General features: G+C 31.5%; 23 protein-coding genes and 1 riboswitch. Of the genes, 12 read left to right on the top strand and 11 right to left on the bottom strand.

Annotated elements, in window-relative coordinates:
- Window positions 1-6: 6 nt before the first annotated feature.
- The 5 genes from pstB to cvfB all read right to left on the bottom strand — a co-directional run bounded on the left by pstB (window position 7) and on the right by cvfB (window position 5,505).
- Complete coding sequence (gene pstB, locus NST35_RS06900) at window positions 7-882, bottom strand: phosphate ABC transporter ATP-binding protein PstB (RefSeq protein ID WP_002457475.1); 876 nt, start codon at window positions 880-882, stop codon at window positions 7-9.
- 91 nt (window positions 883-973) lie between these two features.
- Complete coding sequence (gene pstA, locus NST35_RS06895; RefSeq protein ID WP_002446400.1) at window positions 974-1,879, bottom strand: phosphate ABC transporter permease PstA; 906 nt, start codon at window positions 1,877-1,879, stop codon at window positions 974-976.
- Between the two features lies 1 nt (window position 1,880).
- Window positions 1,881-2,807, bottom strand: coding sequence for a phosphate ABC transporter permease subunit PstC (pstC, locus tag NST35_RS06890; RefSeq protein WP_001830936.1), 927 nt, complete (start codon window positions 2,805-2,807; stop codon window positions 1,881-1,883).
- 206 nt (window positions 2,808-3,013) lie between these two features.
- Window positions 3,014-3,991 carry a PstS family phosphate ABC transporter substrate-binding protein gene (locus tag NST35_RS06885; RefSeq protein ID WP_002446401.1) on the bottom strand — a complete coding sequence of 326 codons (978 nt, stop codon included), beginning with the start codon at window positions 3,989-3,991 and terminating at the stop codon, window positions 3,014-3,016.
- A gap of 617 nt (window positions 3,992-4,608) precedes the next feature.
- Entirely contained in the window at window positions 4,609-5,505 is an 897-nt protein-coding gene (gene cvfB / locus NST35_RS06880) for an RNA-binding virulence regulatory protein CvfB (protein WP_002457474.1), read from the bottom strand.
- A 210-nt stretch (window positions 5,506-5,715) separates the two neighbouring features.
- Between cvfB and NST35_RS06875 the strand changes: the two genes are divergently transcribed.
- The 9 genes from NST35_RS06875 (at window position 5,716) to lysA (ending at window position 16,198) form a co-directional block, all read left to right on the top strand.
- On the top strand, window positions 5,716-7,323 hold the full coding sequence (locus NST35_RS06875) for an ABC-F family ATP-binding cassette domain-containing protein (protein ID WP_002446403.1): 1,608 nt from the start codon (window positions 5,716-5,718) through the stop codon (window positions 7,321-7,323).
- 344 nt (window positions 7,324-7,667) lie between these two features.
- Window positions 7,668-7,847: riboswitch (Lysine riboswitch) on the top strand.
- A gap of 53 nt (window positions 7,848-7,900) precedes the next feature.
- Window positions 7,901-9,133, top strand: a complete 1,233-nt coding sequence (locus NST35_RS06870) for an aspartate kinase (protein ID WP_340747282.1) — start codon at window positions 7,901-7,903, stop codon at window positions 9,131-9,133.
- Between the two features lie 70 nt (window positions 9,134-9,203).
- Entirely contained in the window at window positions 9,204-10,193 is a 990-nt protein-coding gene (locus NST35_RS06865; RefSeq protein WP_002457472.1) for an aspartate-semialdehyde dehydrogenase, read from the top strand.
- Window position 10,194: 1 nt separating this feature from the next.
- Entirely contained in the window at window positions 10,195-11,079 is an 885-nt protein-coding gene (gene dapA / locus NST35_RS06860; RefSeq protein ID WP_002457471.1) for a 4-hydroxy-tetrahydrodipicolinate synthase, read from the top strand.
- Window positions 11,079-11,801 carry a 4-hydroxy-tetrahydrodipicolinate reductase gene (gene dapB, locus NST35_RS06855; RefSeq protein ID WP_032604454.1) on the top strand — a complete coding sequence of 241 codons (723 nt, stop codon included), beginning with the start codon at window positions 11,079-11,081 and terminating at the stop codon, window positions 11,799-11,801. Before dapA ends, dapB begins: the two co-directional genes overlap by 1 nt.
- A 21-nt stretch (window positions 11,802-11,822) precedes the next feature.
- On the top strand, window positions 11,823-12,545 hold the full coding sequence (gene dapD, locus NST35_RS06850) for a 2,3,4,5-tetrahydropyridine-2,6-dicarboxylate N-acetyltransferase (protein WP_001830955.1): 723 nt from the start codon (window positions 11,823-11,825) through the stop codon (window positions 12,543-12,545).
- A 156-nt stretch (window positions 12,546-12,701) separates the two neighbouring features.
- The gene (locus NST35_RS06845; protein ID WP_002457470.1) at window positions 12,702-13,853 is read left to right on the top strand and encodes an amidohydrolase; all 1,152 of its coding nucleotides are present in this window, start codon (window positions 12,702-12,704) and stop codon (window positions 13,851-13,853) included.
- A gap of 5 nt (window positions 13,854-13,858) precedes the next feature.
- Window positions 13,859-14,932, top strand: coding sequence for an alanine racemase (locus NST35_RS06840; RefSeq protein ID WP_002457469.1), 1,074 nt, complete (start codon window positions 13,859-13,861; stop codon window positions 14,930-14,932).
- On the top strand, window positions 14,933-16,198 hold the full coding sequence (lysA, locus tag NST35_RS06835; RefSeq protein WP_002457468.1) for a diaminopimelate decarboxylase: 1,266 nt from the start codon (window positions 14,933-14,935) through the stop codon (window positions 16,196-16,198).
- Window positions 16,199-16,329: 131 nt separating this feature from the next.
- Here the strand turns inward: lysA and NST35_RS06830 are convergent, their stop codons facing one another.
- The 6 genes from NST35_RS06830 to msaA all read right to left on the bottom strand — a co-directional run bounded on the left by NST35_RS06830 (window position 16,330) and on the right by msaA (window position 19,994).
- Window positions 16,330-17,079 carry an ABC transporter permease gene (locus NST35_RS06830; protein ID WP_002457467.1) on the bottom strand — a complete coding sequence of 250 codons (750 nt, stop codon included), beginning with the start codon at window positions 17,077-17,079 and terminating at the stop codon, window positions 16,330-16,332.
- Window positions 17,080-17,087: 8 nt separating this feature from the next.
- Entirely contained in the window at window positions 17,088-17,951 is an 864-nt protein-coding gene (locus NST35_RS06825; RefSeq protein ID WP_002457466.1) for an ABC transporter ATP-binding protein, read from the bottom strand.
- A complete protein-coding gene (locus tag NST35_RS06820) occupies window positions 17,938-18,348 on the bottom strand; it encodes an Msa family membrane protein (protein WP_002500961.1) in 411 nt (136 codons plus the stop codon). Before NST35_RS06820 ends, NST35_RS06825 begins: the two co-directional genes overlap by 14 nt.
- 5 nt (window positions 18,349-18,353) lie before the next feature.
- On the bottom strand, window positions 18,354-18,935 hold the full coding sequence (locus NST35_RS06815; protein ID WP_002500962.1) for a CPBP family glutamic-type intramembrane protease: 582 nt from the start codon (window positions 18,933-18,935) through the stop codon (window positions 18,354-18,356).
- Between the two features lie 369 nt (window positions 18,936-19,304).
- Complete coding sequence (gene cspA / locus NST35_RS06810; RefSeq protein WP_001831260.1) at window positions 19,305-19,505, bottom strand: cold shock protein CspA; 201 nt, start codon at window positions 19,503-19,505, stop codon at window positions 19,305-19,307.
- A gap of 180 nt (window positions 19,506-19,685) precedes the next feature.
- Window positions 19,686-19,994: a regulatory protein MsaA gene (msaA, locus tag NST35_RS06805; RefSeq protein WP_002446415.1), complete on the bottom strand. Its 309-nt coding sequence runs from the start codon at window positions 19,992-19,994 to the stop codon at window positions 19,686-19,688.
- A gap of 158 nt (window positions 19,995-20,152) precedes the next feature.
- Between msaA and NST35_RS06800 the strand changes: the two genes are divergently transcribed.
- Genes NST35_RS06800 through NST35_RS06790 form a run of 3 tightly spaced genes read left to right on the top strand, consistent with a single transcriptional unit; the run spans window position 20,153 to window position 22,241 of the window.
- On the top strand, window positions 20,153-20,422 hold the full coding sequence (locus NST35_RS06800; protein ID WP_001831190.1) for an acylphosphatase: 270 nt from the start codon (window positions 20,153-20,155) through the stop codon (window positions 20,420-20,422).
- Between the two features lie 39 nt (window positions 20,423-20,461).
- Window positions 20,462-21,088 (top strand): 5-bromo-4-chloroindolyl phosphate hydrolysis family protein, encoded by a 627-nt coding sequence (locus NST35_RS06795; RefSeq protein WP_020360285.1) that lies wholly within the window; start codon window positions 20,462-20,464, stop codon window positions 21,086-21,088.
- Between the two features lie 22 nt (window positions 21,089-21,110).
- On the top strand, window positions 21,111-22,241 hold the full coding sequence (locus tag NST35_RS06790) for a toxic anion resistance protein (protein ID WP_002457647.1): 1,131 nt from the start codon (window positions 21,111-21,113) through the stop codon (window positions 22,239-22,241).
- Window positions 22,242-22,313: the final 72 nt, after the last annotated feature.

Below are 22,313 nucleotides of genomic sequence, written 5' to 3'. Positions count from 1 at the left end.
TGCATCTTATCCAAAACGACCAGATATATAATCTTCAGTTTGTTTATCTGCAGGATTTGAAAAGATTTTATCAGTATCATCATATTCATTGACATATCCATTTAAGAAGAAAGCAGTTTTATCTGAAACACGCGCAGCTTGTTGCATGTTGTGCGTAACCATGATAATTGAGTAATTTTCTTTTAATTCTTGTACAAGTTCTTCAACTCTTAATGTAGAAATAGGATCTAATGCTGACGTAGGTTCATCCATTAAAATGACATCTGGTTCAATTGCTAAACATCTAGCTATACAAACACGTTGTTGTTGTCCACCTGATAATCCATAAGCATTTGTATGCAATCTATCTTTTAATTCATCCCATATTGCAGCGCCACGTAATGATTTTTCTACGATTTCATCTAGAATTTTTTTGTTTTTAATACCGTGAGTCTTAGGACCATAAGTAATATTATCATAAATTGATTTAGGGAATGGGTTAGGTTGTTGAAAAACCATTCCAACGTTAGTACGTAGCTTCTCTTTAGAATACTTTGCATCAAATATATTTTGGTCACGATACAAAATTTTGCCTGCAGTTTTCACAGATGGAACTAATTCGACCATTCTATTTAAAGCTTTGATGTATGTAGATTTACCACATCCAGATGGTCCGATTATTGCAGTCACATTGTTTTCCAATATATCTAAATTAATGTTTTGTAAAGCATGATTTTCTCCATACCATAAATCTAGATTTTGAGTTGAATAAACAATCTTCTTTTCACTGTCTGGAATTGTATTTTTCTTATTGTTTTCAGTAGTTACTATTGTGGCAACTGTATCTTGATTATTTGTTTGTGCGTCTAATTTCTCTTTTTCTGCTACTTGTGAATTAACCATAATTAAAAACTCCTTTATATCTTGAGACCCAGTTGATATAGGTCAATAACGTTCGTTTATTTATAAAAATGCATTTCCCTTATAAGTTCGATTAGAATTTTTTACTAAATTTATTACGTAGAAGTATCGCTATAGCGTTCATCAACAATAAGATAACGAGTAGAACGATAATGCCTGCTGATGCAACGTTTTGGAATTCTGCTTGAGGCATTTTTGCCCATGTATAAATTTGAGTTGGTAACGCAGAGAATTGGTCGAGTAATCCACTTGGTGTTGCTAAAAGTATCGTAGGTATACCTATCATTACAAGTGGTGCTGTTTCCCCTAATGCGCGTGATAAAGATAAAATGAAACCTGTTAAAATACCAGGTAATGCTGCCGGTAAAACAACTCTTCTAATTGTTTGCCATTTATTAGCACCAAGACCATATGATGCTTCTCTGACTGAACTAGGAACTGCTCTGATAGCTTCCTGACTGGCAACAATAATAACAGGCAAGATTAGTAGTGACATTGTAAGAGCAGCTGCTAACACGCTATTACCTAAACCTGCGGCGCCCACAAACAATGTATAACCTAGTAAACCGAACACAATTGAAGGAACACCAGCTAAATTAGATATACTCACCTTTACGATTTGTGTGAAAATATTGTCTCTTGCGTATTCTTCTAAATAAATTGCTGTACCTATTCCTAAAATGATGCTAATTGGAATAATACTTAAGATTAACCAAATGGAACCTACTAATGCCCCTTTAATACCAGCATCTGCGGGTGTTGAAGATGAAAAATTAGTGAAAAATTCGGGAGTTAGATGTCCCGCCCCTTTAACGAAGGTTTGAATTAATAGTGCTACTAAAACAATGAGCCCTATTAATGTACATAATAAAAATAACCATTTGTTTACCGAGTTTTTCTTATCACGAGAAGAAATATTTTTTTCTACGGCATCTTTATCAATCAATGTTTTGTTAGCAGTATTTGAATTTGTAGACATATTAATACTCCTCTCTGAATCGTTTAGAGATCCATTGTGATAATAAATTCATAATTAAAGTGAAAATGAAAAGTGTAAATCCTACAGCGTAAATACTGTAGTAAATATCAGAACCAAATGCTGCATCACCTGTAGCAATTTCAACAATATATCCTGTCATCGTTTGAATTGAACTTGTTAAACTTAGAGATGATGTTGGTGAACTACCAGCAGCTAAAGAAACAATCATTGTTTCCCCTATTGCTCTTGATATACCTAATACAATTGAAGCAACAACGCCTGATGTCGCAGCTGGTAATACAACTTTTGTAGCGACTTCAAATTTAGTTGCGCCTAATCCAAACGCACCTTCACGAATTTTATCAGGTACAGATGACATTGCATCCTCACTCATACTTGTAATCATAGGGACGATCATTATACCCACAACAATACCAGGACTGATTGAGTTAAACTCTCCTAGGTTAGGAATTAGATTCCTTAATATGGGTGTAACAAATGTTAAAGCAAAGAAACCAAATACGATTGTAGGAATCCCAGCCAAAATTTCTAATATTGGTTTAATGATTCTACGTGAACGATCAGATGCATATTCATTAAGGTAGATAGCTGCACCTAAACCAATTGGAACTGCCACGATTGTAGCAATAACAGTAATTTTCAATGTGCCAATGATGAGTGCCCAAATTCCAAATTCTGGCGATGAACCAGTTGGGTTCCAGGTACCAGATAAAAAGAATTTTGATAATGGCACTCGTGTGAAGAATGTAATCGTCTCGGTTAAAAGTGTAAATAAAATAGCAATTGTAGTTAATATAGATATAGCTGAAATAATGGCTAAAATAATTGGGACAATTTTATCACTTAGTCCGCCCTTTTTAGCATTATTCTTAGCTATCATTTCTCTCACCTTTGTTTGTGAAGCCATGTAAAACCCTCTCTCTTATCTCCCAAAATAATTTAAAAAAAGAGTGGGAATTGCTTTAATGAGAAAATGAGTTTATTCATATTTATTAGAATATTTACTCATTATCTGCAAAGCTGAAAAGGGTTCGACAAAGTGACACATTGACCACTTTGTCTGATACCCTTTCAAAAATTCCCAACCCTAGGTGTTTATTACCTTAGTATTCATTATTTATCTTCTGATTTTTTGTCGTCTTTCTTATCAGATTTTTGATGTTTATCTAAAAAATCTTTTAAGTCATCTAATTGAGATTTATAAGTTTTCTTAGGTGAAGCTACATAACCAGCGTCTTCAGCTGCTTGACCTTCATCTTCAAGTACAAATTTCATGAATTCTGACATTACTTTATTGTCTTTTAATGATTTGTCTTTAGCATAGATAAATAATGGTCTGCTTAGTGCGTATGAACCGTTTTGAATTGTTTTCTTAGTTGGTTCTGTAACTTTGCCATTGTCATCTTTGATTTTAACTTCTTTTAATTTATCTTTATTTTGTTCGTAGAAATTATAACCGAAGTAACCGATACCTTCTTTGTTTTTAGTTACTGAAGATACAATCGCGTTAGTATCAGCGTTCTTCTCAGCTTTGATATCTTGTTTATCCATAACTTCTTCTTCAAAGAAGTCGTAAGTACCATGACTTGAGTTAGGTGAAACAGCATTGATTTTTTTATCTGGCCAACTAGAGTTAACGTCTTTCCATGTTTTAGCTTTTCCAGAGTAAATATCTTTTAATTGTGATTTAGTTAATTCTTTAACAAAGTCGTTATCTTTATTAACTGCAATTGTTACACCATCTTGTGCAATTTTGAATTCGTGATATTTAATCCCTTTATCTTCTAATTTTTTCTTTTCTTCGTCTTTAATAGGTCTTGAAGCGTCTGAGAAATCAGTTTCGCCAGCAATGAATTTTTGGAAACCAGCACCTGTACCAGCTTGACCTGAAGAAATTTTAGCGTCTTTATGATCTTTAGCCCATTTTTCGTTTAATTTTTCAACGATAGGAGCTACTGTAGACGATCCTTCACCTTTAGCAGAACCTTTAAGATCTTTGCCGTCTCCTGAACCTCCATCATTTCCGCCACAAGCGCCAAGTAAAACCGAAGCTCCTAATACAGTAGTACCGACTAATTGCCACTTTTTCATTGAAACATCCTCCTAATGTAAATAACCTATAATGGTATATGTATTTCTTACAGTTCTCATGTTACATATCTTTTATTAAATCAAAATAGAGTTATTGTAAATTTTTTGTTAAGAATGAGATTTGAATTAATGTAACGTGTATTAAAATTTAATTTGCTAACATAGTTTTAAAAAGAATAAAAATACTTGATTGAATGAATAGATGAGACATTGGGGATTATTATAGTGGAGAGGGAATTTTAATAAATTGTATCTAATCTGGTCCTTTAAGGTCATATTATTTCTTTAATTAATTACGTTAACGAAATGATTTAGTTCGTTAAATGAAGCACTTTAAAATATATATCATTTAGGATTTTAAAATAAGTGTTAAACGTAAAAAAACACTTGAGTTATCAGTTGATATCTCAAGTGTGTATAACGTATAGGTAATATTATGATTAAATTAATTAAAAGTACGCTATTATTAAATTTTTTATTGTCAGTCAAGTTTTCCCAAATATAGAATGCTATAAATACTGTAATTTAGAGTTTATTTTCATGATGAGATAACGAATTCAATAAGAATTACTTTCTATCTCTACATTAATTAAGTGTATTAATGGATTTCATCCTCTTTAATCATCGACACGGCTCCACCCTTTTTTAGTAAGAGTGATTTTTCCTGTTTCTATATTGATTATCTTTTTCTTATATAAATGTCCAATTGCACGTTTAAACGAGCCTTTACTCATATTAAAGACTTCTTTGATTGCATCAGGACTAGATTTATCCCAAAAAGGTAATTCACCATCATACTCAACAAGTAAATCAAATATGACCTGTCCATCATCATCAAGACGTTCATGAGCTAATGGTAAAAATGACCCATTTAATTCACCTTTTTCATTATGACCTATAATTCGGACCTCTACTTCTTCACCTAACCTTGGCTCATGTTTGCGTTCTGATTCGTGAACAAAAATTTTATAACCCTCATTACTTAATAAGAAGCTACCTACTCTGAGTAATCTATAAGCACGTGCAGAAATATATTCGTTTTGTTTACTATCGTCATTTACTGGCGTGAACATCGACTCAACAATCGTTTCACTAGCTAATCGTCCAAACATTTGATTCGTACTGTCTATTCTTAAGGTAACTAGCAAGTAGTCACCTGCTTGAGGCCAAAGTTCTTTAAGTTTCGGTAAATCTTCCCATGGAACTAAGACTTCACGAGGAAGTCCTACGTCGATATGTGCACCGTCTCTATCGGTTTTTATAACTTTAGCAAAATCATATTTATCTTTTGTAATATCAGGCATGTTTTGAGTCGCAAATAAATCGCCTGATCGGTTTGGATAAACGAAAAAACTATATTCCTCACCTATTTCAAAATCATCTTCATCAGCAACTTCTGACTGATTGAGTTTGACACTTTCGTCATTTGGCCCTTTAAGTAAATATGTTGACCCTTGTAATCCTACAACTTCTAAAAATTCTATTGAACCTACTATTTCTTTATCTAATGCCATTCTATTCTCCTTAATCTATTATTCAATTTCATTTATTTTTTTCTATTTAAATAGTTAGATTTAACTTAATAAACTATATTCGTATCTATAAAATTCTTATTAATTATAACATGAGTTACTTATTCTATCATTAGCTTAATTGTCAGGTCGAAACTCTAATTATTATATGATATAATTTCTCCGTTAGAATAACCAAAAAGGAGCAGATGAATGTTACAAGTAACTGATGTAAGTTTACGTTTTGGTGATCGTAAACTATTTGAAGATGTAAATATAAAATTTACAGAGGGTAATTGTTATGGATTAATTGGTGCAAATGGTGCTGGAAAATCTACATTCTTAAAGATTTTATCAGGCGAAATTGATTCACAGACTGGTCATGTATCTCTAGGTAAAGACGAGCGTTTGGCTGTGTTAAAACAAGATCATTTTGCTTATGAAGATGAACGTGTTTTAGATGTTGTGATTAAAGGACACGAACGTTTGTATCAAGTGATGAAAGAGAAAGATGAAATTTATATGAAACCTGATTTCAACGATGAAGACGGTATTCGTGCTGCAGAACTTGAAGGAGAATTTGCAGAAATGAACGGTTGGAATGCTGAAGCTGATGCCGCTAATTTATTATCAGGATTAGGCATAGAACCTGACTTACATGATAAAAATATGTCTGAACTTGAAAATAATCAAAAAGTTAAGGTATTGTTAGCTCAAAGTTTATTTGGTGATCCTGACGTTCTTTTACTAGATGAGCCTACCAATGGTTTAGATATACCAGCAATAAGTTGGTTAGAAGACTTTTTAATTAATTTTGAAAATACTGTCATTGTCGTTTCGCATGACCGTCACTTCTTAAATAATGTTTGTACTCATATAGCTGATTTAGACTTTGGCAAAATTAAACTTTATGTTGGTAACTATGATTTCTGGTATCAATCAAGTCAATTAGCACAAAAAATGGCACAAGAACAAAATAAGAAAAAAGAAGAAAAAATGAAAGAGTTACAGGATTTCATCGCACGCTTCTCAGCAAATGCTTCTAAATCTAAACAGGCAACAAGTCGTAAGAAACAATTAGAAAAAATTGAATTAGACGATATCCAGCCATCATCTCGTAGATACCCTTACGTGAAATTTACCCCTGAACGTGAAATTGGAAATGATTTACTTACAGTAGAAAATCTTTCTAAAACAATTGACGGCGAAAAGGTACTAGACAATGTTTCATTCACTATGAATCCTAATGATAAAGCTATTTTAGTTGGTGATAGCGAAATTGCTAAAACAACATTGTTAAAAATTTTAGCTGGAGAAATGGAACCAGATGAAGGTACATTTAAATGGGGCGTAACGACATCTTTAAGTTACTTCCCTAAAGATAACTCTGAATTCTTTGATGATGTCGATATGAATCTAGTTGAATGGTTACGTCAATACGCCCCAGAAGACGAACAAACTGAAACATTTTTACGTGGTTTCTTAGGACGCATGTTATTTAGTGGTGAGGAAGTTAAGAAAAAAGCAAGCGTGCTTTCAGGTGGAGAAAAAGTACGTTGCATGTTAAGTAAAATGATGCTATCAAGTGCTAATGTACTTTTACTTGACGAGCCAACAAACCATTTAGATTTGGAAAGTATCACTGCTGTAAATGATGGATTAAAATCATTTAAAGGTTCTATCATCTTCACTTCTTATGATTTTGAATTTATTAATACAATCGCAAATCGAGTGATTGACTTGAATCAAGCTGGTGCCCTTTCTAAAGAAGTACCTTATGAGGAATACTTACAAGAAATTGGCGTATTACAAAATAATTAATAATTGTTTTAACATTTATACAAGAGTCCGGGACATTTATCAAAGTCTCAGACTCTTTGTTTATATCATTTAATCTTTATTCGGTTGTTATGGGTATTAGATTAATATTGTTATCGTTTCAGTTATAAACTTTTAATATTGATCAAAAATTAAAAATACATACTTTTAAATACTAATACTTAAAAACTAGATAAGGTGTTTAATTTGTAATAAGCGTATTAAATTTATAAAAATTACTTATCATGTGAATTCACACGTAAATTTTCAGTATATTTTTAAAAATCTAAAATATTGGTTTACATAGATATATTGTCTATGTATAATGAAAACATATCAATTGAATAAGATTTTGATGAGGCGCATCAATCATGAGTAAACTTTAGATAATTTGTCTGCTAACAATTATAGAGTTAAAAGGGTGAGATGCCGAAATGATTCATAGTAGCAGTTATGAATCGTTGGACTTAATGGTTAAGAGCTATAAGTTTGTCATTATTATTAAATAATGGAGTGCATCACTTGTACATAAATGTAGAACAAGTTCGGCATTCCGAACTTGTTCTTTTTTATACTGTGTATGTCTCCTCTAATTATAGGAGGACTGAAATTGAATAGAAGCGTTTTAAAATTTGGCGGTTCTTCCGTCAGTGATTTTAAAAAAATAAAAAATATCGCTGAAATGCTTAAAACACGCATTGAAGATGGTGAGGAATTAATCGTTGTTGTTAGTGCTATGGGTAAGACAACTGATCAATTGATGAATAATGTATCAAGTCTTACTTCTACCCCTAAAGATCAAGAACTCGCATTGCTATTAACAACCGGTGAACAACAAACGGTTTCTTACCTTTCTATGGTACTTAATGACATAGGTGTAAATGCTAAAGCAATGACAGGTTATCAAGCTGGCATTAAGACTGTAGGACATCACTTAAAAAGTAAAATAGCAGAAATTAATCCCAATATTTTTGACGAAGCTTTTAAAAATCATGACATTTTAGTTGTAGCTGGGTTTCAAGGTATAAACGATGATTTCGAACTTACTACACTTGGACGAGGTGGTTCTGATACTACAGCTGTAGCTTTAGCAGCAAGCAATCAGACACCTTGTGAAATTTATACTGACGTTGATGGTGTGTATGCAACAGATCCTAGAATACTTAATGAAGCGAAACGTTTAGAATATGTCTCTTATGAGGAAATGATGGAAATGAGTGCGCTTGGTGCAGGTGTACTTGAAACGAGAAGTGTTGAATTAGCCAAGAATTATAATATTCCTCTTTACTTAGGAAGAACTTTATCAAATGTGAAAGGAACATGGATTATGTCTAAAAGTGATTTATTAGAAAAAAAAGCAGTAACTGGTGTTGCATTGGATACACACATGATGCATGTCACGATAAGTTATCCCCTACCGGATAATCAGTTACTAACACAATTGTTTACCGCATTGGAAGAAGAATCTGTAAATGTTGATATGATTTCTCAAATTGTAAATTTAGAAGGTTTACAATTATCTTTTTCAATTAAAGATAGTGATGCACATCAAATTTCTTCAATTCTGGAAAATTTATCAACACACTTCTCAGCACTTGATTATAAAATTAATGAAGCATATGTCAAAATATCTTTAATTGGATCAGGTATGAGAGATATGTCAGGAGTAGCATCAAAAGCTTTTATGACGCTTATCAATTCAAACATTCCATTTTATCAAACGACGACATCGGAAATTAGCATATCTTATGTGATAGACGAAGAAAATGGTGAAAAAGCAGTAGAAGAATTGTATCAGGCCTTCGAAATTTAGCATTCGTGTGATATATTTATTATAAATTTTCTAAAAATTACTAATATTAAGAATGGAGTGACTATTCATTATGACAAGATTAGCAGTAGCTGGAGCAACAGGATTAGTTGGAACAAAAATGTTAGAGACACTAGATCGAAAACAAATACCTTTTGATGAATTAGTATTATTTTCATCTGCTCGCTCAGCAGGAAAAAAAGTTGAATTTCAAGGACAATCTTATACTGTTCAAGAATTAACTGATGAAGCAGCAAGTGAACATTTTGATTATGTTTTAATGAGTGCGGGAGGTAGCACAAGTGAGCACTTTGCCCCACTATTTGAGGCGGCTGGAGCCATTGTTATTGATAATTCAAGTCAATGGAGAATGGCTGAAGATGTCGATTTAATTGTTCCAGAAGTGAATGAGCCTCAATTTACACGTGGTATTATTGCCAATCCAAATTGCTCTACAATTCAATCAGTTGTACCTCTTAAAATTTTGCAAGATGCATATGGATTAAAACGTGTCGCTTATACGACTTATCAAGCCGTATCAGGTTCTGGTGTTAAAGGTAAAAGAGATTTAGCTGAAGGCGCTAATGGAAAAGAACCTGAAGCATATCCCTATCCAATTTACAATAATGTATTACCACATATAGATGTTTTTCTTGAAAATGGATATACAAAAGAAGAACAAAAAATGATTGATGAAACGAAAAAAATTCTTAACGACCAAAACTTAAAAGTAACTGCTACATGTGTACGTGTACCAGTACAAGATAGTCACAGTATTGAAATCGATGTGACTTTAAATCAAGATACTACAGTTAAAGAGATACAAGAATTATTTGCACAAGATCAACGTGTTGTTCTTGTAGATAATCCAAGTAAAAATGAATATCCATTAGCCATTCATTCTACTGGCAAAGATGAAGTATTTGTAGGACGTATTCGCCGAGATGACTCTCTTGAAAATACATTTCACGTATGGTGTACCTCTGATAATTTACTCAAAGGCGCAGCATTAAATGCAGTTCAAGTATTAGAACAAATTTTAACTTTGAAAGGGGCAAGATAATATGACACACATGTTTGAAGGCGTTGGTGTAGCATTAGCGACTCCTTTTACCAATAATGAGGTTGATTTCGACGCATTAGAAAGACATGTTCAATTTCTTTTAGATAACAATATCCAAGCAATTATAGTGAATGGCACTACAGCAGAAAGTCCTACATTAACTGACGAAGAAAAGGAGAAAGTATTGGCAACAGTAGTTAAACTCGTAAATCATAACGTTCCTGTTATTGCGGGTACTGGCACTAATAATACGTATAAATCAATTCAAGCTTCAATACGTGCTAAAGAAATTGGTGCAGATGCAGTCATGTTAATTACGCCCTATTACAACAAAACGAATCAACGTGGTTTAATTCAACATTTTGAGACAATCGCAAATGAAGTGAAATTACCAGTAATTCTTTACAATGTGCCCTCACGAACAAACATGACGATAGAGCCAGAAACAGTTGAAATTCTCAGTCATAATCCATATATTGTTGCTTTAAAAGATGCGACAAATGATTTTGATTATTTTGATGAAGTAAAACAACGTATTAATGCAAATGAATTTGCATTATATAGTGGGAATGACGACAATGTTGTGAAGTTCTATCAACGTGGAGGTAATGGTGTCATCTCTGTCATTGCGAATGTAATTCCACAAGAATTTCAATATTTATATGATAATAGACAAAATGAAACCGATATTACTAATTACTTTAAACCTATTGAAAAATTGTTAGAAGCGTTGTCACTTGACGTTAACCCAATACCTATTAAAGTTCTAACTGCATATTTGGGTTATGGTCATTACGAAGTGAGATTACCATTAGTGCCTTTAGAAGAAGCACAATGTAAACAAGTTGAAAGAGCATTTGAACAATTTAAAGCAGGTGAACAATAATGAACATACTACTAATTGGATATGGTGCAATGAATCAAAGAGTTGCACGATTAGCTGAAGATAAAGGTCATGAAATTGTTGGAGTCATAGACAGAACTCCAAAATCATCGACACCTTATTCCCAATATAAACACATTAGTGAATGTAAAGAAGCTGATGTTGCTATTGACTTTTCAAATCCTGAATTGCTCTTTCCTCTATTAGAAGAACAATTCAATCTGCCTCTTGTCATCGCAACTACAGGTGAAAAAGAAACGTTAATACAAAAATTGGAAACGCTAAGTCAAAGAACACCTGTATTTTTTAGTGCAAATATGAGTTACGGTGTCCATGCATTAACTAAAATATTAGAAACTGCAGTTCCCTTACTCGAAGATTTCGATATCGAACTGACAGAAGCGCATCATAATAAAAAAGTCGATGCACCTAGTGGCACATTAGTTAAATTGTATGATGTCATTAAAGAATTACGTGACAATGTCTCACCTGTTTATGATAGACACGAAAAAACTGAGAAGCGTACACATGATGAGATAGGTATACATGCTGTTCGTGGTGGTACGATTGTCGGGGAACATGAAATTTTATTTGCAGGTACTGATGAAACAATTACTATCTCACATAGAGCACAATCAAAAGATATCTTTGCAAATGGTGCCATTGGTGCTGCAGAAAAATTAATTCACAAAAACCCAGGTTTTTATACTTTTAATAATCTATAAATCAAAGGAGTTATTCAAATTATGGTACAACATTTATCAGCTCAAGAAATCATTCAATATATTAGCGATGCTAAGAAATCAACACCACTCAAAGTTTATGTAAATGGTCATTTTGAAAATGTGACATTCCCAGAATCTTTTAAAGTTTTTGGCTCTGAACATTCAAAAGTAATTTTCTGTGAAGCAGATGAATGGAAACAATTTTATCAACAAAATCATTCATTAATCACTGAATTAGAAATTGAGATGGATCGTCGTAATTCAGCTATACCGCTTAAAGATTTAACAAACACAAATGCCCGTATTGAGCCAGGTGCATTTATTCGTGAGCAAGCTATCATTGAAGATGGTGCTGTGGTTATGATGGGTGCTACGATTAATATTGGAGCTATTGTAGGTGAAGGAACAATGATAGACATGAACGCAACACTTGGTGGCCGAGCTACAACAGGAAAAAATGTTCATGTTGGTGCAGGAGCTGTTTTAGCTGGTGTCATTGAACCTCCAAGTGCTTCCCCAGTTGTCATTGAAGACAATGTTTTAATTGGAGCAAATGCTGTTATTCTTGAAGGTGTACGCGTTGGTGCAGGAGCTATTGTAGCAGCTGGAGCTATTGTAACTCAAGATGTGCCTGCTGGTGCTGTAGTTGCTGGTACGCCTGCTAAAGTAATTAAACAAACTTCAGAAGTTCAAGATTCAAAACGTGAGATTGTGTCTGCACTGCGTAAATTAAATAATGAATAACGACATAGAATAATTGTGTAGATAAAAAATATGTTCAAGGTGGAATCCAATGATTAATTTATATAGGATACATTAATCATTCATTTCGCCTTTTTATTATAGAATGATACACATTGAAATATTAATGAAATAGTTATACAAGGGATGGATGATTTTATGAACGAGTTAGAATTCGTTACATTACACAGAAGACATTTACATCAATATCCAGAATTAAGTTTACATGAATTTGAAACGACATCATATATAACATCATTTTTAGAGGATTTAGGCGTACCTTACGACCGACCACTTAAAACTGGTGTTATTGCTTATTTAGAAGGTAATAGTCACCACACTATTGCATTCAGAGCAGATATAGACGCGTTACCAATTTATGAAGAAAATGATATTGATTTTAAAAGTAAGAATGATAACGTCATGCACGCGTGTGGTCATGATGGTCATACGACAGCACTTATGCTTTTTATTAAAAGGTGTAAAGCATTGTATGACAAATCTGAATTACCTCATAATGTAGTGTTTATATTTCAACCTGCCGAAGAAACTGGTGGAGGGGCTAATCGCTTAATCAAAGCTGGCGCTTTTGACAAGTACCCTATTGAAGCGGTATTTGGTTTTCACGTTAATCCGTTTGAAAAAGAAGGTAAAATTGTAATTCGGGATGAAGAAATCACTGCAAGTGCCACTGAATATCGCTTCTTTTTAAAAGGATTATCTAGTCATGTTGCTGATAAGGAGCAAGGTCATTCATGTGGTGAGGGGTTACAACATGTCTTAAGTCAAATCGGTCAAATCCAACAGTTTCATTTGAATGGATTGAAACGTAACATTATTCATATGGGTCATTTTGAAGCTGGTGAAGCTATTAATACAGTACCGAGTCATGGTTATCTTGAAGGTACTATTCGTACATATGACACTGAAGATTTGGCTATTGTAAAACACCAAATGCATAAAATAGCGGAAAGTGTTCAATTATTATTTAATGTTGAATGTGAGGTTAAATTTGAAGAAGGATATCCACCAACAATGAATCATCCACAATTACGTCAAGCCGTTGAGAACGCTATAGAAGGTGCAAATTTAGAAGTTGTTGAAAAAAAGCTCCCCTTCCTGTTCGGTGAAGATTTTAGTTTTTATGGTCAACAACTTGCCCCTTCGTATTTTGTATTTGTTGGTACTCAAAACAAGGAAAAAGGTTTTGTGACTGGTCTTCATACTGCACATCTTAATTTTGATGAGAAAATATTAATTGACGTTGTAAATTATTACGAGCATTTGTTAAGAAATTATAAAGAGGTGTAAAGCAATTGACAGCAATTTGGTCATTAGATACAGAAGCATTTTATCAGAATGCAGTAAAAGTAAAAAATAACGAACCAATAATGGCAGTTGTAAAAAACAATGCATATCATTATGGACTTGAGTTTGCAGTGAAAACATTTTTAAAAGCGGAAATTAATACATTTAGCACAACTTCATTAAATGAAGCTATACAAGTTAGAAAAATAGCACCTGAAGCAACTATATTTTTAATGAATCCTGTTTATGATTTTGATTTAGTAAAACGTTATGATATTCATATGACACTCCCCTCTTTAAACTATTATTATAAATATAAACAAGATTTAAAAGGCATTCATGTACATTTAGAATATGAAAATTTATTACATCGTTCTGGTTTTAGAAATATCGAAGAAATACGTAAAGTTTTAAAAGATCATGATCAAAATAATCAAGATAAAATGATTATTTCAGGAATATGGACGCATTTTGGCTATGCAGACGAATTTGACGTAGATGAATATAAAATGGAACGTGATGCTTGGTTAAACTTGATCAATACACTTTTAAATGAAAATTATCATTTTGATATGATACATTCACAAAATAGTGCAAGTTATTTTCGTGAGAATCAAATGTTACTTCCTCATCACACTCATGCTAGAGTTGGAATTGCCCTTTATGGTTCAAGACCATATAGTCTTATAAATGAAGAACGCATTACTCAATCTTTGACTGTTAAAGGTAATGTTATACAAGTTCGTGATGTAAATAAAGGTGATTATTGTGGATATAGTTTCGCCTTCGAAGTAAAGAATGACCACACTCAATTAGCTGTTGTTGATATAGGTTATGGCGATGGTATTCTAAAATCAAGAGCAAAACACGAAGCTATAATTAATGGTAAGCGATATCCAATTAGAGCATTAATGATGAGTCATATGTTTATTGAAGTTGATGACGAAGTTCATGCACAAGACGAAGTCATATTATATAATAAGGATATACGCATAGATGAATTTACATTTAAAGGTGTTGGCGCAAATTCAGAACAATTAAGCGCAATGAATCACGATTCTCTTATAAAGGAGTATTTATAAATGGTAGTTAATTATAACGATAACGGCGAACTGACAATGGGAGGTACAAGCTTAAAAACTATTGCACAAAGTTTTGGTACACCCTCGATTGTTTACGATGAAGACCAAATTCGTAATCAGATAAGACGATATCATAAAGCATTTGAAGCAAGTGGTTTAAGCTACAATATATCTTATGCCTCAAAAGCTTTCACATGTATTCAGATGGTCAAATTAATTGATGAAGAAAATTTACAATTAGATGTTGTTTCTGAAGGTGAACTTTATACTGCTCTTGAAGCAGGATTTGATTCGAAACGTATTCACTTCCATGGGAACAACAAGACGAAACGCGAGATTCAATATGCATTAGATAATCAGATTGGTTATTTTGTAGTGGATACGCTCGAGGAAATAGATCTTATTGATAAATATGCTGATAGTAATGTGGATGTTGTATTACGTGTGAACCCTGGTGTTGAAGCACATACACATGAATTTATTCAAACTGGACAGGAAGATAGTAAATTTGGATTATCAATCAAACACGGTCTAGCATTAAATGCAGTTAATAAAGTAAAAGCAACGAAACATTTGCAACTTAAAGGAATACATTTCCATATTGGCTCTCAAATTGAAGGCACTGAGGCGATGATTAAGACAGCTAAAATTGTGCTTAATTGGTTAGCAAGTGAACGAATTGAAGTGAGTTTGCTTAACATAGGTGGTGGTTTCGGAATTAAATATGTCGAAGGAGATGAAAGCTTCCCTATTGAGCAAGGAATATCTGAAATTACTGAAGCTATTAAAGAAACTGCGCAAGCATTGCAGTACAATATTCCTGAAATTGGGATAGAACCTGGCCGTTCAATTGTTGGAGAAGCAGGTATCACTTTATATGAGGTTGGTACAATTAAAGATATTCCTGGAGTTAATAAATATGTATCAGTTGATGGCGGAATGAGTGATCACATACGAACTGCACTTTATGGTGCACAGTATGAGGCGTTGTTAGTTAACAGAAATGAAAAAGCTAATGAATCTGTAACAATTGCAGGTAAACTCTGTGAATCTGGTGATATTATCGTACGAGATGCTCAATTACCCTCTTCTGTTCATAGAGGTGATTATCTAGCAGTACTTTCTACTGGTGCGTATCATTATTCAATGGCTTCTAATTATAATCAAATGCAAAAACCTCCAGTATTTTTCTTGAAAGATGGAAAAGCACGTGAAGTGATTAAACGTCAATCATTGAGACAATTAATTATTAATGATACGAAATAATTCTAAAAAGTGAGCGAGTAAAAGCGCAACTACTATCAATATGATTTCGATTAAAAACTATTTGAAAACGCCTTGGATAGGTACAGTATATCTATCCGAGGCGTTTTTACTTACTTTAAATTAAATGAAATTTAAAATTGAATTTTTCTGAAAATCCTAATTGCTAAGAGGTAAATAATGATTATATAAACAATAGTAATAGAGCTCATAATTGATAAGTTTAAAATAAAACTTTTATCGGTATCTAAATTTGTGAAATTTGAAGGGAAAAACTTGATTTTATTAATATTGTCTGTAATCTTTATGACCACATAACATAAAATCATACTGATAATAGTTATCCCAGAATTAAATTTCACAGAAAAAATAACAACATAGAAAATTAAGAATAAATCAGTTAAAAAGATCCCAAGAAGATTTAAGATTAGAGTATGATTTAATTCTGAGTTATTTAACATAAAAGAATGAGATGAATATTCATGGTTGTTAACATAAAACAAATAAACTACTAACGTTGATAATAATAAAATGGATAAGAATATAAAATAACTAGAAATAATAGATGTTAATTTAGAATTAAAAATTTTGTAGCGACTTTGATCCTTATAGAACAATAGTCTTCCTGTGCTAATTTCGCTATAAAATAATAAAGAAGATAAATATCCAATAATTATAAAAGATAGCATTGCTTTTTGTTGAGTATCATATATTGCGATAAATAATTCTAAAAAGCTTACACTATTCTTATGAGTTGCTGATAATGAAAGAAAATTACTATTAAGTAATTCAGCTAGGAATATCAAGAGAGGATAAATCCCAATGAGGTAAAGCATCCAAGTTGCACGAATCTTTGAAATATAAAAGAAGTTAAATTTAAACATAATATTACCTACTCTTTATAGAAATATGAGGATAATAGATTATCATTACTTTCTATTTTTATTAAGGGATTTTTACCTACTAAATTAAGTAAATTTGTAAGATCTACTTCTTCATCCTTATTTATAATTGTTATTGAATTGCTATCAATTTTTTTAATGAAATTGAAATTAGCCTTTAGTTCTGGAGCATTGTTTAAAGTATTTTTGAATATTAACTTTTGAGTGAATATTCTATTATCTAAGTCAATTTCTCTAATTTGGTGGTTTTCTAGTAATAGAAATCTATCACAAAGATCTTCTAATTCTTTTAACTGGTGGCTAGATATTAAAAATAAAGTGTTTTTTTCTTTTGAATATTTATCAATGATATTATTTAATTCCCTTACCCCTAATGGATCCAGACCTAAGAATGGCTCGTCTAATACAGCTACTTTTGGTTTGGTAATTAAACAAATAGCTAAACAAAGTCTTTGTTTCATTCCATACGAATAATTTTTAACCTTCTTTTCATTATCTTCTAAACCTACAATGTTTAGCATCGTTTGAATTTCACTTATATAGCTAATCTTATTATTAATTTTTAGGTAATTTTCAATATTTTGTCTTGCATTTAACTCAGGATAATATATTTGTCCTATCATGAAAGAAAAATCTTTTATCATATTGTGAGATTTATGTATATCTATATTGTTAAAATAAACATTTCCTTTAGATGGTAATTGAGTTTTAGCTATAAGTTTCATTAATGTTGATTTTCCAGACCCATTAGAACCTATAAGACCAACCTTTTCTCCAGCAGATAATTTGTAATTAACATCACATAATACTTCTTTCTTCTTAAAAGATTTATATACATTTCTAAATTCTAGCATTGATTTCACCTCTTTTATGTTTAATAAAAACTACAATCATTTGAGGTATTAAATAAACAAAAAATAAAAATATAATCTGAGATAATTCAAGCATATTTGGAGATATTTTAATTTCTATATCACTATTATTGATTTGCGCCCTCTCGATATAGGATAGATAACCATCTAGATGCATGATATATTTACTATAAATAATGTAAAAAATTAGGTTTGAAATTACATTTAACCATAAATATAATTTTGTTTTTGAAGTGGAAATAATTAAGATAGCTGACGTAATAGATGGGACTAAAATAATTAATAAATTTGCCAAGTAAACATCAATGCGTAATTCTAAAAGAGCTAAAATTGAGAAAAATAAACAGTTTAAAAATAGGGATAATAATATTGATTTCATGAAAATCACCTCATTACTACAATAAAAATATTATATATCCAATGAGTTATAATTGAAAAACTAAGTTTGAATTTATATCTTATAACATACAAAATTATACTTGAGGGAAATCTTATTAATAGATTAGATTCCAATGACTCATTAAGATGTAAGATTAAAGCAAATAGTAAAGAACCAATAGAAATAGAAATTAATAAATTGAAGTTATTTAGCAAAATGTTAAATACTACTTCCCTAAATAAAAATTCTTCCCCTAAAGCTATAAAGAAATAAAATGTAATTAACTTATAATCATCAACATAAACTATTAAAATTAATAAGACTATAAAATATGAAAATAAATTTTTTGTAGTTAACAATTTAAATGGATTAGTTTTATAATTAAATATTGAAGAGAGATAAGTAGGTATTATTATAAAACTTATTATAAGAGTAAGAATCATCGATAAAAATTCGTAATATTCAGATAATTTAAGGTATGCTATTATTCCAATACTTATATTTAGTACAATAACAGTGATAATAACAATACTTAGTGATATGAATAAATTATTTAGTCTTAATTTTTCAATTTTAAAATTTACCATTTAATGAAACGACCACGGTAACCAAAATAAAAAGGACCAATTGAAACCTGCAATAATTTAAAAGGATTTGGCATAACAATATCTCCTTCCCCCTACTTATTACTTATATTATAAAGAGCTTAAAATAATAAATCATTAAATAATTATATTGCAGACTATATTATTTAATGAAAGTTTTGGAGAAGTTATGCTTTTCTTTAAACACAGACATGCAAAAAAATAATGAGATAGTCATAATTCTTATTTTGGGCATAAAAAACAGAAAGAAATTAAAATTAATTTCTTTCTGTGATACGGTATGTATTGATATAAAAAACACCTTACTGCTTGGTAAGGTGTTAGTTAAAGTCAATGATTACAATCTATTTATTATAGTTTAACAACGTTTGCAGCTTGAGGACCGCGATCGCCTTCAACTACTTCAAATTCAACTGATTGACCTTCTTCTAATGATTTGTATCCTTCTTGGTTAATTGCTGAGAAGTGTACGAATACGTCGTTTTCTCCTTCAACTTCGATGAAACCAAAACCTTTTTCGGCATTAAACCATTTAACTGTACCTTGTTTCATAACTCTGAAACCTCCAAGACTAAATTCTTTCAATATGCATTATTCGCATATTACAAAAAATACATGTCTAAAATCTAATATAAATCAAATATTCTTTGCAATATGGAATAAAACAATTGCTTAATAATCATTATAGTTTAGTCATAGCTAAATTGCAATACAATTATAGAAAATTATCATTCAATCTATTTTTGGAAGATTAAAATAAACCTCATTATTTTTTAAAATAATAAAACTATAAAATATTTGTAAATCTTCCTCACAGTCTTCACAAAAGTTTAAATCACAATTGTTGTAAAAAGCATGTATATTATACTTCCCTACTACATAATTGTCGTAACATTTCTTACTATGGTTTAGTACATTTATGTAATACTCCATCATTTGTTCGTATGTAGTAAATTCTGATTGCTCCACAATTTTTTGTGGCCAATCATCAAATAGCCACCAACCTTCGTAGTCAGCCCTGATCTTGACTACTGTCCACATAATAATTTCCCCTTCCCTACTATAAAGCTACAACAATAATTTTAACTTTTCATGTTTTAAAATCAAGTTTCAAGCCTTGTGATATAAACAATTTTTTGAATAGCAAATATTAGTTTTTTACAATTAAAATACGTATAATAAAGACAAGAGGTGATTTTATGCAACGTAAACATATTCAAGTTTTTGGTACAGTACAAGGTGTGGGATTTAGATTTTACACGCAACGTATTGCTCATCAATTTAATATTAAAGGTACAGTCCAAAATGTTGAGGACTATGTAGATATATATGCTCAGGGCGACGATACAGAATTAGAACAGTTTATTGATTCTGTGATCCAAGGTGCTTCACCGGCTTCACAAGTGTCTAATTACAATATTGAAGAATTAGACCTTGATGAATCTTTATCAGAGTTTAAGACAATTTAGATTTATAATATAAGACTTTAATATAAAGGAAGATGACACTTGAGATATAACATTTCACGTATATTTGGAGTGTTAGTGGGTATACCAGTGGCCTTTATTGTTTGGCTTATTACTGTTTTTGCGTTGGATTTATCATTCATTATAGACATGCTTATCAGTTTTGGTAGTTTCATTGCATCATACTTCCCTACGCAAAGGCTCACTTCACGAAAGTATCTTAATGAAATTGGTTTATCAAGAAGAGATTACAGATATGTTCAATCACAGCTTCATCATGCACATACTAAAATTAGAACTATCTTAAAGTCATTTATTAATATTCGTTCAATCAAAGATTTTAGACAAGTAAATGATATATATCGAATTTCTCGTTCTATTCATACAAGCATTAAGCAAAGACCCGCGATGTTTTTTAAAGTTGAAAGCTTTTTCTATTCTCATTTAGATAATGCCCTTAACTTAGTAGACTCGTATACACGTCTTGCAAGAATGCCACGTAAGTCGCAAGATGAAAAGCTAAAATTAGAACAAACACGTATTACTCTAGATGAAATAAAAAGAACGCTCATTGCTGATCTTAAAAGGCTTAATGAGGAAGATTATGAGCGACTAGATGTTGAAATAGAATTAAATAGATTAGAACAGAAACGTCGACATAATAATTAATAGAAATGGAGAGATGAGTGAGATGGTAAGTGAACAAAGTAGTAATCGGTCACATCCACTTGATTACTATATGGATAATCAATCAACTGATCATCATACAATCGCTGAAGATCTTGAAATGCAATTAACTGAAAATGATAAACAAAGAATTAAATCAATAAGTGAGCAAATTGAGCCACTTAACCATGAAGGATTATTAAAATATGGTGCTAATCTTCAACAAAAGATGTCTCATTTTTCTCATCAAATTTTAGATGACGTTCAATCAAAAGATATGGGACCAGTTGGGGAAACTTTAAGTCAATTAATGGGAAAATTAAAATCTGTAAATCCAAATGACATAAATCCAGAAAAACAATCTAGATTAAAGCGTTTATTTAAACGTACTAAAGCTTCTATTAATGAAGTGTTTTCTAGAATGCAATCTGTAAGTTCTCAAATTGATCGTATTACTATTCGATTAGAAAAACATAAAGATCAGTTAACTAAAGATGTTGAATTTCTTGATCAATTATATCAGGAAAATAAAACATATTTTGATAACGTTTCTTTATATATCTTAGCGGCTCAGAAAAAGAAAAAAGAAATATTGACAGAAACCATACCCCAGTTACGAGAAAAGGCGCATCAAACTGGTAATCAAATGGACATTCAGGCAACTGCTGATATGGAACAGTTTGTTGATCGTTTAGATAAGCGCATTTATGATTTACAATTATCTAGGCAAATTGCTATTCAAACTGCACCTCAAATCCGTATGATACAAAATGTCAACCAAGCTTTAGCCGAAAAAATTCAAAGTTCAATTTTAACAAGTATTCCTTTATGGAAAAATCAAATGGCTATTGCCCTTACTTTGATGAGACAAAGAAATGCTGTTTCAGCACAACGTTCGGTTACCGATACTACGAATGAGTTACTTACTCAAAATGCGTCAATGTTAAAGAAAAACGCTATTGAAACGGCAGCTGAGAATGAGCGTGGCATCGTTGACATCGAAACGTTAAAGACAACACAAAATGACATTATTGAAACAATTGAACAAACACTTCAAATTCAAGAAGATGGTAGGCAGAAACGTCAAGTTGCTGAGAAGGAACTTAATGAATTAGAACAAGATTTGAAGCAGCATCTATTAGCTATGCGCAAATAATAAAAAACACTCGTCACATGTGATTTAGATTTAGTCTATCACTTATTTGACGAGTGCTTTTTATTTTAAATT

This window comes from Staphylococcus sp. FSL W8-0304 (assembly GCF_038006565.1).
GTDB classification, from domain to species: domain Bacteria; phylum Bacillota; class Bacilli; order Staphylococcales; family Staphylococcaceae; genus Staphylococcus; species Staphylococcus epidermidis.
The sequence above is the reverse complement of the archived record's forward strand: the minus strand, read 5'-3'. Positions and strand labels throughout refer to the sequence as shown.